We start from the raw sequence: 15129 nt of genomic DNA on the forward strand, positions 1-15129 counted from the left end.
AACCCTTTGATGAGATAGGATTTTTGGGCCGGTTTTCAAGGCGCGCGAAGGCCGATTTGGGGGCTCGCGAAAAGCCCGATTCGAGGGGTGTTTTCGGAGCCCGAAAGACGTGGATTTTGCGGGGGGAGCGAGAGCTGGTTCCGAGGCGCTCCCGATCATGATCATGCTGGGATCAATACAGCAGGAGCGGTGACCATGCCTCGCCGTCACGCCCGATCGTGAGCTCCCAGGTATCGCCAGCGGCAAGGTCAAGGACGTGCGTGGTGGCGGGATGGCCGGGCGCGCCCAGTTCGTAGGAGTATTTGCCGGGTGGCAGATCCAGCGACACCGCACGGGTGCCGGCGGCGCGCTTGACGGTCTGGTCGTTGATCGTGAGTTCGGCGTCCGTCCCGCTGATATTGGAGAACACCAGCTTCGCCTGGCCGGGCTCGGGCATGACGTTCGCGCTGGTCGCGACAGATGCGTTTTTCTGCACGAGATTGACCATGGTGCTGCTGTCCTTGCGGTCGAGCGCCAGCATGCCGGGCCCGACCGGGGAGACGAAGGCGAGCTGGACGTGATCGGCGGAGACCACCGCGCCATCGCGCTGTTCCTGCCAGCCGAGCTTTCCGAGCTCGCTGCGGTAGAAGGCGAGCACGTTGCCGAGCTCCGCGGGCACGGTCGCCTCTAACTTGGTGCGGAGCGGCGTTGCAACGCCCTGCACGACGGTGGTGTGGATTCCCCGGTAGCCGTAACGGGTCGGTGCGGGCAGCCTGGCCTCGGGATCCGGCGTGAGCCCGGGCGAGAACAGCACTGAGACATGCGGCATCCAGGCGCTGGCGGTGGCCGCGAGCAGGCAGCTTGCGAGGAAGGCGAGGCCGCACGCAAACGCCCGCCATCGTGCCGGAGCTTTCACCCCGAGCCTTACCGTCCGCATGGTCACCCTCAAGGACATCGCGCGCTGTGAGATCGCCGCGATTGCAACGGCTGCGACACCGTCGGTGCGGCCTCAGGGAGCTAGTCGCGACGGGAAATGTTCGGGTTCAACGACGCAGCTATCGCCGCGCGGAAACGTGTCCGCTCTCGACGTCAAAGACTTCGCTGCCGGCGCCGATTCCGGCAAAGGCGGCCGGGTCGGCGCCGGTCAGCCACACCTGCGCACCGAGCTTGCGCAGCTCGTCGAACAGCGCGGCGCGGCGGTTCGGATCGAGATGGGCGACGACCTCGTCGAGCAGGAGCAGCGGCACAATGCCGGTCATCTCGGCGACCAGCGTTGCATGCGCCAGCACGAGGCCGATCAGGAGCGCCTTCTGCTCGCCGGTCGAGGCGTCGCGCGCCGGCATGCTCTTCGGCGCGTAGATGACCTGGAGGTCGGTGAGGTGCGGCCCGTCGGTGGTGCGGCCGGCAATCGCATCGCGCGGGCGGTTGTCGCGCAGGATCTGGCGGTAGCGGTCCTCGACCGAGGTCGCGGTCTCGGTCAGCAGCGCGTTCTCCATCCAGCCGTCGAGCGCGATCTGCGCCGACGGAAACGCGGATTGCTGTGCGCGCGCGTTCAGCATGCCGGTCAGCCGCGCCGCGGTCTGGCCGCGCGTTGCGGCGACCGCGACCGCAAGCTCGGCGGTCTCCCGCTCGATCGCGTCACACCAATGGTCGTCATAATTGCGCGTCTCGAGCAGGCGGTTGCGCGAGCGCAGCGAACGTTCGAGCGCGTTGATGCGGCTGGAATGCTCGCTGTCGATCGCGAGCACCAGGCGGTCGAAGAAGCGCCGCCGCTCGGAAGCAGCGCCCATGAACAGCCCGTCCATCGCCGGCGTCAGCCACACCATCCGGATATGGTCGCCGAACGCGGCCGCCGAATTCACCGGCTCGCGGTCGATGCGGCAGCGCCGGCTGACCGCGGTGTCGGGTCGCGGTGCGTCAATGCCGGTGCCGAGCGTGGCCAGCCCCAGCGCGCCCTCGGCTTGCACGGACACCGCCCAGGAGCCGTCGCCCTGGTTGTCGGCGACGTCCTCCAGCGTGGCGCGCCTCAAGCCGCGTCCGGGCGACAGGAACGAGATCGCCTCGATGCAATTGGTCTTGCCCGCCCCGTTCGGCCCGACCAGCGCCACCATGTCAGCCGCCGTCTCGAGCCCCGCCGCCCGATAATTGCGAAAATGCGTCAGTGTCAGGCGATGAATGCGGGAGGGGGTCATGCGGTCTTTGTCATTGGCGCGCGTCAGCGGCGCCGCCCTTCGGACGGCTGTGCCCGGCCATGACGGATGTAGTCAATGCGTGAAGAGGCTGGTAGCCCCTCACACCCGCATCGGCATCAGCACATACAGCGCGCTCTTGTCGTCCTTGTCCTGCACCAGGGTCGGCGAGCCCGGGTCGGCGAGCTTGAGCGTGGCGACGTCGCCTTCGATCTGGGCTGCGATGTCGAGCAAATAGCGGGAGTTGAAGCCGATATCGAGCGCGTCGGAGGCGTACTCGACCTCGAGCTCTTCGGTGGCGCTGCCGGAATCCGGATTGGTCACCGAGAGCACCAGCTTGCCCGGCGACAGCGACAGCTTCACCGCGCGGCCGCGCTCGCTCGAGATGGTCGAGACGCGGTCGACCGCGTTCTCGAAATCCTTCTTGTCGACGACGAGCTCCTTGTCGTTGCCTTGCGGGATGACGCGGCCGTAATCGGGGAAGGTGCCGTCGATCAGCTTCGAGGTCAGCACCACGTTACCGATGGTGAAGCGGATCTTGGCGGGCGACAGCTCGATCGTGACCTCGGCCTCGTTGTCCTCGATCAGGCGCTGCACCTCGCCGACGGTCTTGCGCGGCACGATCACGCCGGGCATGCCCTCGGCGCCCTTGGGCTGGATCAGGTCAAGCTGGGCGAGGCGGTGGCCGTCGGTGGCAACGCCGCGCAGGGTCGCGGCGTTCGCGGAGCTTGCGGCGTGCAGATAGATGCCGTTGAGGTAATAGCGCGTCTCTTCCGTCGAGATCGCGAACTGGGTGCGGTCGATCAGCCGCTTGACGTCCTTGGCGGCGAGCGAGAACGAATGCGACAGCTCGCCGGTGGCGAGATCCGGGAAGTCGTTCTCCGGCAGGGTCTGCAGCGTGAAGCGCGAGCGGCCGGCGCGGATCGCCAGCACCGCGCGGTCGCCGTCGGCTTCCAGCACGATCTGCGAGCCATCCGGCAGCTTGCGCACGATGTCGTAGAACATGTGCGCCGGCACGGTGGTCGAGCCGGCCGTGGCGGTTTCCGCAGGCAGCGTCTCCGTGACCTCGAGGTCGAGGTCGGTTGCCTTCAGCGACAATTTCGCGTTCTCGGCGCGCACCAGCACGTTGCCCAGGATCGGAATCGTGTTGCGGCGCTCGACCACGCGATGGACATGGCCCAGCGACTTCAGAAGTTGCGCGCGTTCGACCGTAACCTTCATTGCACTACTCGCCCGATCCCCAAAAGAAGGAAAAAGCCGGGCGGAGGAAAGCGCGCCGCGGCACCGAAGACCCCGGAAAGCCGGATCATCCAGCCGATATGACCAAAGCCATCAGGGTCGCGCAAGGTGGCGCGGATGGCCCCGGGATTCAAGGGATCGGGGGGCAGTTCCCCACGATTTACAGGCAAAAACGCGACCGCCGCCCAGGCATGGCCGGGGCGGCGGGAGGTGGAGAGAGGGGTACCTAGGCGTTTATTCCTGAAGCTGGCGCTTGAGCGACTCGACCTCCTCGGACAGCGCATTGTCCTTGGAAACCAGTGCCTCGATCTTGCGCACGGCGTGCAGCACCGTGGTTTGGTCGCGTCCGCCGAAGCGGCGGCCGATCTCGGGGAGCGAGCGCAGGGTCAGCGTCTTGGCGAGGTACATCGCCACCTGGCGCGGACGCACCACATTGGCGGTCCGGCGCGAGGACAAGAGGTCGGAGCGGCTGACATTATACTGCCGCGCCACCACGCGCTGGATGTCCTCGATCTTGATCCGCTTCGGCTCCTGCGGCCGGATCAGGTCGCGCACCTCGTGCTCCGCCATCTCCAGCGTCACCGGACGGTTGTTGAGCTTGGAATGCGCCAAGAGCCGGTTGATCGCGCCTTCGAGATCCCAGCCGTTATGGGTGATGGCGCGCGCCAGATAGGTCAGCACCTCCTCAGGCACCTCGAAGGTCGCGTGATGAGTGCGGGCGGCTGCGACGCGCGACTTGAGAATGCCGTGGCGCAGCTCTTCGCCGAGCGAGCCCATCTCGACCACGAGACCGCCGGCCAGACGCGAGCGGACGCGGTCATCCAGGCTTTCGAGATCGGACGGCGGACGGTCGGCCGCGATCACGACCTGGCGGCCGGCATCGATCAGAGCGTTCAGCGTATGATTGAACTCGGCCTGCGCCGACTTGCCCTGAAGAAACTGGAGATCGTCGATGACGAGCACGTCGATGCCGCGCAGCGCTTCCTTGAAGGCGAGCGCCGTCTGCGTCTTCAGCGCGGCGACGAAGCCGTACATGAATTTTTCCGCGGTGAGATAAAGCACCTTGCGCTCGTTGCCGGAATTGCCGGCCCAAGTCACCGCCTGCAGCAGATGCGTCTTGCCGAGGCCAACGCCGGCATGGATGTAGAGCGGGTTGAACATTATGGGATCGCCGCGGCGACCTTCGGCGACCTGACGCGCGGCGGCATGCGCCAGCGTGTTGGAGCGGCCGACGACGAAGCTCGCAAAGGTCAGGCGCGGATCGAGCGGCGAGCCGCCGAGCGCATCATGATTGGCCGAGACCCGCGCTTCCTTCCGCGCGACTGGGCGTACCGCGGACCGGACAGTAAGGTCGATGCGATGCACTTCCGGCATTTCTGTTTGCCAGATGGACAGAACACGTTCCGCATAATGAGATTGGATCCAGCTCTTTAGGAAGCGGGTCGGGACCGAGAGCCGCACGCTTTCGTCCTGCACCCCTTCAAGGTCCATCCTTTTGAACCAGCTCCTAAAAGCTTTATCTCCAACTGATTCACGAAGTCGGCCCTGGAAGCTAGGCCAAATATGGGTTGGCAAAGCGTCACCAAAATAAGTTCTCTCTGCTTTGCTATCGACGCGGCGAGAGGCTCCCGAAACGGCTACGGCCAAAGCCGATTTTCGTGCCCTAGGTGAAAGTTGGGCGGCTGAGACCCAGCACAATGCAAGTTGGGTTGATTGTTTCAGAAGATCTTGGGTACAGCGCGTTGCATAGTCCTGCTCAAGCTCTGAGTCCTCAAGGAAACGAGCCAGTTCGAGTGCGGCGAACGGACTAGTTGAAAAATCTCTTTCGGAGAGTAGAGCTTTCAACGATTCCTTGAAGCTGTTTTTGGTATCTACTACTATTTTCGTGGTGTCGAATTCGTAAGCATGGATGGCGTTATCACCCCTGCTAACGCTAAGTTCTTGTCCAATATCCTGGGATCTCTCAATCAGGTGCTCCGCACGCAGATTCGGATCGGCCAAAAACTCGCTGACGGTACCTGCGTCGTCTATGCGCTGGTATAGCAACTGAGAAGCCTTCGAATCGACAGCATCTACAAAAACCGGCAATACCGTCGCCGGGGCACGAGGTGCCATTCGGCGAAATCCGACAAGCTTCCCTCGTGAAGCGTTCGTGTTCCTCAATCCTTCAGTTGGATGGAAGTCTTTGGACCGAGTCATTTAAGAAATCCCAGCCGCTTTAGCACCTGATCTACGATTTGGTAGACTTGTCCTATCCATGCCTCACCGCCCATGTTGTGCAGGGTGGAATAGTCGTGGACTTCAGTCACGCCCCACCTAGCAAGCGCCGCTTGGGTTAGAGGATCTCCCATATACGGAGCGGGTAGCACAATCGCCAGCAGCGACTCCTTTAGCGAGATGGGTTTGTTGATCTGAACTTCGATAGCTGACGAGCGCTCGTCCCGAACACGTGTTCCGAGAGCGCCGTTCTGTACACCCGGCAGGCGGCTTAATTCGGCCACTCCTTGTATTTCGAATTGCCGGATTGGAATCTCAATGTTCTTTCGGCTATAGCCGCAGTAGTATTCCTCGTGACTTAAATAGCACGTGCCGACCAGCTTGCGTGCGCTTTCAATTGATGGAGCAAGCGCAAAATCCAGAATGTCAGATCTGGGATCAAAAAACGGCTTGTAAAGACCAAGAGCGTAGGCGCCGGTATCGAATGGAAAAATCCTGTAAAGACTTCCTACCTTCGTAGGGTCTAACACAAAGATAATCGGCCATTCGAACTCCATTCGTGCATTGTTGCCATCCTTTGCTCGATAGGCGGGGCGACCGTAAAAGGTGTAGGTCAGCTTTTTTTGGAATATTTCACAAAGCTGAGGGGTTAGAAAATCCCCGCGGACAATTGCGTCAAAAACGTACCCGCGCGAGATATGGATCAACGGCAGGGTACCAACGGCCGGTTCCTGCGCTTGGATAAACTCGTTGAACCGGCCGTAGGCCAGTCGTTTAACCTTCCCTCGTCGCGCACCAGCCATCCCTGCGATCCAAGGTACAACCTATAAGCGCAATCTTGCAATCCAAATATTGCGCTTATAGGGCGCCCCCAAGCCCAAAAGCCCAGGCGTTTATTCCTGAAGCTGGCGCTTGAGCGACTCGACCTCCTCGGACAGCGCATTGTCCTTGGAAACCAGTGCCTCGATCTTGCGCACGGCGTGCAGCACCGTGGTGTGGTCCCGGCCACCGAAGCGGCGGCCGATCTCGGGGAGCGAGCGCAGGGTCAGCGTCTTGGCGAGGTACATCGCCACCTGGCGCGGACGCACCACATTGGCGGTCCGGCGCGAGGACAAGAGGTCGGAGCGGCTGACATTATACTGCCGTGCCACCACGCGCTGGATGTCCTCGATCTTGATCCGCTTCGGCTCCTGCGGCCGGATCAGGTCGCGCACCTCGTGCTCCGCCATCTCCAGCGTCACCGGCCGGTTGTTGAGCTTCGAGTGCGCCAGCAGGCGGTTGATGGCGCCTTCGAGGTCGCGGCCGTTATGGGTGATGGCGCGCGCCAGATAGGTCAGCACCTCCTCAGGCACCTCGAAGGTCGCGTGATGGGTGCGGGCGGCTGCGACGCGCGACTTGAGAATGCCGTGGCGCAGCTCTTCGCCGAGCGAGCCCATCTCGACTACGAGACCGCCGGCCAGACGCGAGCGGACGCGGTCATCCAGGCTTTCGAGGTCGGACGGCGGACGGTCGGCCGCGATCACGACCTGGCGGCCGGCATCGATCAGCGCATTCAGCGTGTGACAGAACTCGGCCTGCGTCGACTTGCCCTGCAGAAACTGGAGATCGTCGATGACGAGCACGTCGATGCCGCGCAGCGCTTCCTTGAAGGCGAGCGCCGTCTGCGTCTTCAACGCGGCGACGAAGCCGTACATGAATTTTTCCGCGGTGAGATAGAGCACCTTGCGCTCGTTACCGGAATTGCCGGCCCAGGTCACCGCCTGCAAGAGATGCGTCTTGCCGAGGCCGACGCCGGCATGGATGTAAAGCGGGTTGAACATGACGGGATCGCCGCGGCGCCCCTCGGCGACCTGACGCGCGGCGGCGTGCGCCAGCGTGTTGGAGCGGCCGACGACGAAGCTCGCAAAGGTCAGGCGCGGATCGAGCGGCGAGCCGCCGAGCGCATCATGATTGGCGGACACCGGCGCGGTCGCCGTCGAGCGCAGCTCGGGCGCAGGCGCACGGCGCGCTTCGACCGGTGCCGGCGCTTCCTTCGACTGCACCACGGGGCGCACCGCGGAGCGAACGGTGAGATCGATGCGATGCACTTCCGGCATCTCGGCCTGCCAGCACGACAGCACGCGCTCGGCATAATGGGCCTGGATCCAGCTCTTCAGGAAGCGGGTTGGGACCGAGAGCCGCACGCTCTCCTCCTGCACGCCTTCGAGATCCATGCGCGCAAACCAGCTCGTATAGACGTCTTCGCCAACGTTCGAGCGCAGCCGGCTCTTCACGCGTGACCAGCGATCCTGTTCCGATGTCGTCATCATTTGAGAACTTTTCTTGAGAGATAAGGTTGCGTTGTGAGCACCATGCAGAGTTCCTGCCATCAGGGTTTCTGCAATGGCGCGACCTCGAGCGAGCCCATCGTCGGACACAGCCCGGCCGCTCGGCGCGAACGCCGCGGTCAGATCAGCGATGTCAGAGATGGGGTGTTCGCGAGGTCAGCGCGTACTCGGCGCTGCGTCACACGCGGGAGGCTGGATGTCCGACAGATCCAGAATGGCATACTTGGAAAAGGAAACTTGCTTCAATACCGCGTTGAGTCCGTAAGACATGATACCTCCCCGTCCTGCCGTGATTGCTCACGACAAGGTCCTGCGTGTCCTAGAAGACAACTGCGACTGAAGTCGCCGATGTCCTGCCCGTCTGCACTGTTCGTCCGTTCGGCTACGCCATCGTGCGTGTCGGGGTAGCTTCGTAAGGTCCCTCATTTGCGCCTGGCGCGGGCGAGATTGAGAAAAATCCCGCTTGGAGACATTTTGACAAAGAGCTACCGTTCCCACATTGCTGTGGGTTTTGATCCGACAATCGCTTGTTGAAGCGTCGCCTACGTGCACACCGCCGCCGATTTGCACGCTCGCCCCGTTTCCAAAACCGCGCTGGTCTCAAGATCGTGGGCGCCGCGAACGACTTAAGAAATACACTATGCGGAAAGACTCGCAACGGAATTGATTCACACTTGAGGCGATTAAAAACTTGATCTGCGTTAACGCCGCGCGGGAGTTGTTCACAGGCTCCGGAGCAAGTTTCTGGATTCGTGCACAGATTCGAAAATGCCGGACGTCGTGTGACAAAGACTCCCCCACCGCCAAAAATTTTTTACAAAAGCGTCACGCACGTGCCGTGCACCCGAATTTTCCAAATGCTTGGCGCTGCTATGTGGATAAGTGATTAGCGAGACATCGTTTTTTGAGTCGCGTTTCACAGGGTAACCCCAGCGCGAAACGCATTCCGGGGAAACTACGGTGTGCCGAACTCGCGCGCGCGAGAATCCAACTTAGGCCCGCCCCGCAGGGGTTTTTCGCACTGCACTGAAAGTTTCCGCTGTGGCAAAAACAACGACAGGTAGAATTACGGATATAGCATAGCGAAGACGACAAGACTCTTCCAACGGAAGATTGGTTGCCCAAAGACCGCAAGGACGAATTGTGACAGGCAACAAAAAGCCCGGCGCGAAGCCGGGCTGATTGACGAATGCGATGCTCGCTTCAACCGATCGAACGAGACGATCGGGTCGTGTGACGAACTTGCTTGGCGAGCGACTTTACTTCGCGAGCTTGGCGATCTGCGCGGTGAGGCGCGAGACTTTGCGGCTGGCGTTGTTCTTGTGAATGATGTTGCGCTGCGCGGCGCGCATCAGCGCGGGCTCGGCGTTGGCCAGCGCCTTGACGGCGGCGGCGCGATCGCCGGTCGCGATGGCTTCCTCGACGTTACGCACGGCACCGCGCATCTGGGTGCGGCGCGACTTGTTGACGGCAGTGCGGCGGGCGATCTTGCGCGTCGCTTTCTTGGCGGAGGTAGTGTTGGCCATGGTCTCAATGTCCTTTGCGGGTACCGGTCGCGTCTTGGTCGGGTAGCGCCGGCAGCTTGACCGCGGAATCGACGCTCGGATTTAAGGTGTTCGGTTGCTGGGCCGTTCCCGGAGCATGAGCGATAGGCCTTGCGGCCATCTCTGAGGCTCAAAAGAGCCTGCAACTGCTCAAAGAACAGCGGCGGCAGGATTGCGCCCACCGCCAGTTGGCGCCCTTATAGAGGGGGTCTTTGGCACCGTCAACGCTTTAGGGGGCTGGAAAGGCAGGCTCCTGGCACGCCAAAGGGGACCGTAACGCCCTGATGAGGTTGAATTTCTGCCGCCTCCCGGCTATTGGCTGACGGCGTTTCGTCAGCGTTTCTTCAACGTTCTTGGGGTCGTCCGATCGGGTGACCATAGAGGGTGAGCATGATCCGCGGCTTTTTCCGACTGATTGGCTTGTTGCTGCTGGCCGGCGGGTTCTTCTTCATGGTCTATGACGGCGCCCGCTGGGTGGCCGACCAGACCCTGCGCTTCACCCGATTCGGCCAGTTCTGGAACGATATCAACCAGGCCAGCCAGTCCGCCGTTCGGACCTGGGTCGAGGCCAAGGCGCCCTGGCTCTGGACCTCGGTGATCCGCCTGGTGCTGGACCAGCCGGTGTTCGCCGTCCTCGGCATTCTCGGCATTCTGCTGATGATCCTGTTCCGGCCGCGGAAACCCTTGATCGGCTATTCCAGGGACTGAGCTTTCGCGCATGCGGTGCCGTAACAAGGCTGCGCCTTTGCGCGTAAAGACCTATATCCCCACTCGATCGCGAGCACGCCGCCTGAGCACCTGGCTCAGGCGTGCGACAGCTTGTTTCCCGGAGATCCGATCATGCTGTTCATGCGCAAGACCACCGCACTGCCGAGCGCAGCTGACGCGCTGCCCGGCCGCGCGCAACCGATTCCGACCGCGACCACTCATTTCGTCAACGGCGCGAAGCTCGCGCCGCCCTATCCCGCAGGCCTCGAGCAGGCCGTGTTCGGGCTCGGCTGCTTCTGGGGCGCCGAGCGCAAATTCTGGGAGCTCGGCGACGGCATCCATGCGACTGCCGTCGGCTATGCCGGCGGTCACACGCCGAACCCGACCTATGAAGAGACCTGCTCGGGGCGCACCGGCCACACCGAAGTGGTGCTGGTCGTGTTCGATCCGAAGAAGATCTCCTACGAGACTCTCCTGAAGACGTTCTGGGAGAACCACAACCCGACGCAGGGCATGCGCCAGGGCAACGATTTCGGTACGCAGTACAGAAGCGCGATCTACACGACCTCCGACGCGCAGCAGCAAGCGGCCCTGGAGTCCAAGGCGCTCTATCAGAAGGCGCTCGCTGCAAAGGGTCTCGGGCCCATCACCACCGAGATCGCGCCGGCCGGCGAATTCTATTTCGCCGAGGACTATCATCAGCAATATCTGGCGAAGAATCCCGCCGGCTATTGCGGCCTCGGCGGCACCGGCGTGTCATGCCCCATCGGTGTTGGTGTGAGCGCCTGATCGAAACCCAAACTCTCGTCATGGCCGGGCTTGTCCCGGCCATCCACGATCTTTCGTGCAGCACCAAGAACGTGGATGCCCGGGACAAGCCCGGGCATGACGGAGTGTACGGTTCGCATCTTCGCGCCAAAGACCCCCTCAACCTTTTATTAACCATAACCGGTGCATCACTGGAGCTGTCTCGTTCCGAGGGATGGCTCCGGTGCCGGTTGCACGCGCGTTTCGATGGTCGATCCTGGCAGCGTCCGCCGCGCTGGCCCTGGGCGGCTGCATGCAGACCGCCGGTCCTGTCGCATACGTGCAGTCCCGTCCCGATCTCGACGCCATGGCCTACGGCCAGCCCTATAGCGCACGGCAGCCGGTCGTCGTCGCCGACAACGGCGGCGGCGCCATTGCCGCGCTCAGCAATTCCTTTGCGTCGGGTCCTGCCCCCGTGCCGGTCGCCTATGCGGCGCCGATGGTGGCGGCACCCATGCGCTACGACGCCTCCTATCACCTCGATGCCGGCGACAAGCTGCGCGTCGTGATCTATGGCCAGGAAGGTCTCACCAACAGCTACGCCATCGACGCCGGCGGCTCCATCACCATGCCGCTGATCGGCGCGGTGCCGGCGCGTGGCCGCACCACCGCAGGGCTCGCCGGTGAAATCGCCGCGCGTCTGCGCAACGGCTACATCCGCGAGCCGTCGGTCGCCGTGGAGATCGAGTCCTACCGCCCGTTCTTCATCCTCGGCGAAGTCGCAGCGCCCGGCCAATATCCTTACGTGCCCAACATGACGGTCGAAAGCGCAGTGGCGATCGCCGGCGGTTTCTCGCCGCGCGCCAAACGCGACGTGGTCACCGTCACGCACACCGAAGGCGGCGGCGCCATGCGTGCCGTCGTGCCGCTCGGCACGCCGGTCAGCCCGGGCGATACCGTGTTCGTCGGCGAGCGCTGGTTCTAGCTCGCTGTCATTCCGGGGCGCGCGAAAGCGCGAGCCCGGAATCCATTTCTCCACCAACTCTGACGCCCGATGGATTCCGGGCCCGCGACTTCGTCACGTCCCGGAATGACGGAGAGCTTATCTCCGAAAATCAAGCCGTCCGTTCGGAAAGCACCCATCAATCCGCGAGGCATCGACCACGAGCCCGACCCATGGCCGCATGATCGCGGGATTGGTCAGGTTGATGTACTTCCCGATCAGGCCATTGCCGCTCTCTCGCGCAGCATCGATCAGCCCGTGCCGCCGGCCGTTGTCCCAATCGAACCGCAGGTAAATCCGCTCGCCTACGACGCGGGCCTCCGCGCGGCCCTGCTTCCATTGATCCGGCGTATCGCCGGCGATGGTCGGGTCGGCGCCGCCGTTCCAGCGGCTCGCCCAGGCGCCTTCGAGCGGGTCGGAGAGCGTCGGAATGGATGCCCAATGCGCCGCATTGCCATCGGCGGCATCGCCGGCCAGCGTAGCGGTTATGGCATAGTGCATGACTTCGGAATCGCTGGGCTCCGGCACATCCATGGTGCCGAACGGGTTGCGGACGACGAGATTCGTGTTGGCCTGCTGCATGACGCTCTCCCGGCGTGAACTGGCGTGACCAGCCAGCTCTATCGCCGCGCGTCGTGATGCAGCCACCCGATTCCTGCTTCCTCCTCACGTCATTCCGGGGCGCGCGTAGCGCGAGCCCGAAATCCATCGCGCCACCAACTCCGCCGTCCGATGGATTCCGGGCCTGCGCCTGTCGGCGCATCCCGGAATGACAGCGGCTATTTCAAATGCTTCGCGAAAAAGTCCATGCTGCGCGGCCAGGCGATCTCGGAGCTGGCCTTGTCATAGCTCGGCCGCTCGTCGCAATGAAAGCCGTGCTGCGCACCGGGATAGATGAAGACCTCGACCTCAGGCCGTTTCGCCTTGACCGTCTCGACGTCGGTCAAGGGAATGCTGTGGTCCTTCTCGCCGAAATGCAGCTGCGTCGGCACCCTCGGTTTCTCATCGACAAAGCGCACGACGGCGCCGCCGTAATAGCCGACCGCGGCCTTCAGGCCGGTGAGCCGCGTCGCCGCGACAAAGGCGATGCTGCCGCCGAGGCAGAAGCCGATGATGCCGACCGGGCCGACGCCCTTCACCGCATCGATCGCGGCTTGCGTGTCGCGCAGCATCGCGTCCCAATCGGGATTGGCAACGAATTTTCGCGCCTCCGCGATTTCATCGGGCGTATAGCCGGATTGGAAGCCCGGCGACGTCCGGTCGAAGATCGACGGCGCGATCGCGACATAGCCTTCGCCTGCGAGACGGTCGCAGACCGAGCGGATGTGATGATTGACGCCAAAAATCTCCTGGATCACCACCACCGCGCCCTTCGGCGCGCCTGCGGGATCGGCGCGATAGGCGCCCAGCTTGAAATTGTCCGACGCCGTCAGCTTGATGTCTTGTCCCACGCGGGTTGTCCTTCTTGCTTGTCGATCCGAAATCAGTGCTCTCTCCCCTCATCCTGAGGAGCGCGCTCTTCGCGCGCGTCTCGAAGGATAGAGGCCGAGCTGTAGCAGCGGCGGGGGCCTTTCATCCTTCGAGACGCTTGCTTCGCAAGCTCCTCAGGATGAGGGGAGGCAGTGGCGCAGCCGCGCCTATTCCCACATCCAGTTCTCGCCGTAATCCTCCTTCCATCCTGCCAGCCGGCCATGACGGAACTGCAGGAACAGCCGGTGGCGGTGGTACGGCACCAATCCACTGCCGCCGATGTCGCGTAACGCAAGATAGATCTCGTTGCCGGGGCGCCCTTTGACGTATTGCAAGGGCTGCCCGAGGACGTGCGCGGTCTGGCCCGCATCCATCCCGAACGCCAACGGTGTGTTGTTCGACAAGGTGTCGACGAAGGGATGGCGCAGCGGCACCGTGCCGAACGGCTCGGCCTGCACCGACGCTGCCATTGAAAGAAGCGCTGCGCCCGCAGCCAGGATTGCCCGCTTCATTGCCGTGATCCCTCGATGATCGCCTATCCCGGCAAGTTCTTCAGGAAAGGCGCCACGGCGTCAACAAAAGCCTTGGGCTGATCGATGTTGACGGCGTGCCCGGCCGCGGGGATCACGATTTTTTGTGCGCCGGGGATTTTTGCCGCCATGTAATCGGACGCCGCCAGGAATGGCGCGTCGTCGGCACCGACCACGATCAGCGATGGCACCTTGATATCAGGCAGCAGCTCCATCACCTTGGCGTCGCGCTGGGTCAGCATGCCGCGCGCGGCGAGCGCCAGTCCCTTGGCGTTGCGATGGCTGGCGGTGGCGCGCTCGCGGGTGGCCGCTTTCAGCACGTCGAGACCTTCGCGGTCGAGCTTGTCGGCGGTGGCGAGCGCACGCGCATTCCAGGCCTCGCGCGCGTCGTCCTTCTTGAAGCCCGGGCCGGTGTCGACGATCAGCAGCGCTTGCGTGCGCGTTGGATGAGTGCGGTAAAACGCGAGCGACATGTAGCCGCCGAGCGACAGTCCGCCGATGATGGCGCGCTCGGCGCCGACCGCATCGAGGATCGCCGCCATGTCGCCGACGGTGAGAGCTTCGCTATAGGCGTTGGGGTCATCGGGATAATCGGACTGGCCGTGGCCGCGCATGTCCCACAGCACGAGCTTGTGGTGCTTCGCAAGCGCATCGACCTGGCCGTGCCACATCGCCGAGGTCGAGGAATAGCCGTGGGTGAGCAGCAGCGGCGGCCCGTCGCCGTGCACTTCATAATAGATCCCGACGCCATCCCGATCGATCCTTGGCATTGTTTCCGCCTTTGTATTTTATTTATCTGCGACACGGATGCACCCTCTCCCCTTGTGGGCCCCTTGTGGGAGAGGGTGGCTCGCCGCAAAGCGGCGAGACGGGTGAGGGGTATCTCTCCGCGAGTGAAGCTCGCAGTGAGTTCGCGGATAGATACCCCTCATCCGGCGCTGCGCGCCACCTTCTCCCACAAGGGGAGAAGGAATGTCCGCATCGGCGATCTCACTTCATCATACTTCATACTCTAGCCCGCTGGGTTACTCGGAGGAAACTGCCTCGTCGCGATGGCATCCATGCTTGGCGCACCTTCAATTGTGTCCAGTCGCTAGCGTCAGCGCTGTTGTCGCATCGCACAACAAGCGGACGCCGCGATAGTTTCGACTGATTCCAAATTGCATTTGCCTCCGC

The 15129-nt window shown here is 63.0% G+C and carries 14 protein-coding genes; 3 read left to right on the forward strand and 11 right to left on the reverse strand.

Annotated elements, in window-relative coordinates; all coding sequences use genetic code 11:
- Positions 1 to 172 precede the first annotated feature (172 nt).
- The 7 genes from ABID59_RS24870 to rpsT form a co-directional block, all read right to left on the reverse strand.
- Positions 173 to 916, reverse strand: coding sequence for a hypothetical protein (locus tag ABID59_RS24870; RefSeq protein ID WP_354085130.1), 744 nt, complete (start codon positions 914 to 916; stop codon positions 173 to 175).
- A 118-nt stretch (positions 917 to 1034) separates the two neighbouring features.
- A complete protein-coding gene (recF, locus tag ABID59_RS24875) occupies positions 1035 to 2171 on the reverse strand; it encodes a DNA replication/repair protein RecF (RefSeq protein ID WP_354085131.1) in 1137 nt (378 codons plus the stop codon).
- Between the two features lie 99 nt (positions 2172 to 2270).
- Positions 2271 to 3389 carry a DNA polymerase III subunit beta gene (gene dnaN / locus ABID59_RS24880; RefSeq protein ID WP_354085132.1) on the reverse strand — a complete coding sequence of 373 codons (1119 nt, stop codon included), beginning with the start codon at positions 3387 to 3389 and terminating at the stop codon, positions 2271 to 2273.
- Positions 3390 to 3641: 252 nt separating this feature from the next.
- Positions 3642 to 4982, reverse strand: coding sequence for a chromosomal replication initiator protein DnaA (dnaA, locus tag ABID59_RS24885; protein WP_502916830.1), 1341 nt, complete (start codon positions 4980 to 4982; stop codon positions 3642 to 3644).
- Between the two features lie 620 nt (positions 4983 to 5602).
- Entirely contained in the window at positions 5603 to 6427 is an 825-nt protein-coding gene (locus ABID59_RS24890) for a hypothetical protein (RefSeq protein ID WP_354085134.1), read from the reverse strand.
- Between the two features lie 90 nt (positions 6428 to 6517).
- Positions 6518 to 7930, reverse strand: coding sequence for a chromosomal replication initiator protein DnaA (gene dnaA, locus ABID59_RS24895; RefSeq protein WP_246229822.1), 1413 nt, complete (start codon positions 7928 to 7930; stop codon positions 6518 to 6520).
- A gap of 1280 nt (positions 7931 to 9210) precedes the next feature.
- Positions 9211 to 9477, reverse strand: coding sequence for a 30S ribosomal protein S20 (rpsT, locus tag ABID59_RS24900; protein ID WP_018319466.1), 267 nt, complete (start codon positions 9475 to 9477; stop codon positions 9211 to 9213).
- A gap of 408 nt (positions 9478 to 9885) precedes the next feature.
- Here rpsT and ABID59_RS24905 point away from each other — a divergent pair, with 408 nt between their 5' ends.
- From ABID59_RS24905 to ABID59_RS24915, 3 genes are all read left to right on the forward strand, one after another.
- Positions 9886 to 10203 carry a hypothetical protein gene (locus tag ABID59_RS24905; protein WP_148750894.1) on the forward strand — a complete coding sequence of 106 codons (318 nt, stop codon included), beginning with the start codon at positions 9886 to 9888 and terminating at the stop codon, positions 10201 to 10203.
- A 132-nt stretch (positions 10204 to 10335) separates the two neighbouring features.
- Positions 10336 to 10992, forward strand: a complete 657-nt coding sequence (msrA, locus tag ABID59_RS24910; RefSeq protein ID WP_354031352.1) for a peptide-methionine (S)-S-oxide reductase MsrA — start codon at positions 10336 to 10338, stop codon at positions 10990 to 10992.
- Between the two features lie 202 nt (positions 10993 to 11194).
- A complete protein-coding gene (locus tag ABID59_RS24915; RefSeq protein WP_354085135.1) occupies positions 11195 to 11935 on the forward strand; it encodes a polysaccharide biosynthesis/export family protein in 741 nt (246 codons plus the stop codon).
- Between the two features lie 117 nt (positions 11936 to 12052).
- Here the strand turns inward: ABID59_RS24915 and ABID59_RS24920 are convergent, their stop codons facing one another.
- From ABID59_RS24920 to ABID59_RS24935, 4 genes are all read right to left on the reverse strand, one after another.
- Positions 12053 to 12535, reverse strand: a complete 483-nt coding sequence (locus ABID59_RS24920; protein WP_354085136.1) for a hypothetical protein — start codon at positions 12533 to 12535, stop codon at positions 12053 to 12055.
- Between the two features lie 197 nt (positions 12536 to 12732).
- Positions 12733 to 13404 carry a dienelactone hydrolase family protein gene (locus ABID59_RS24925; RefSeq protein ID WP_354085137.1) on the reverse strand — a complete coding sequence of 224 codons (672 nt, stop codon included), beginning with the start codon at positions 13402 to 13404 and terminating at the stop codon, positions 12733 to 12735.
- Positions 13405 to 13590: 186 nt separating this feature from the next.
- Positions 13591 to 13935, reverse strand: coding sequence for a hypothetical protein (locus tag ABID59_RS24930; protein ID WP_148750890.1), 345 nt, complete (start codon positions 13933 to 13935; stop codon positions 13591 to 13593).
- A 23-nt stretch (positions 13936 to 13958) separates the two neighbouring features.
- Positions 13959 to 14723, reverse strand: coding sequence for an alpha/beta fold hydrolase (locus tag ABID59_RS24935; protein ID WP_354085138.1), 765 nt, complete (start codon positions 14721 to 14723; stop codon positions 13959 to 13961).
- Positions 14724 to 15129 lie beyond the last annotated feature (406 nt).

The sequence above is a fragment of the Bradyrhizobium sp. S3.3.6 genome, from assembly GCF_040546905.1.
Taxonomy (GTDB): Bacteria; Pseudomonadota; Alphaproteobacteria; order Rhizobiales; family Xanthobacteraceae; genus Bradyrhizobium; species Bradyrhizobium cytisi.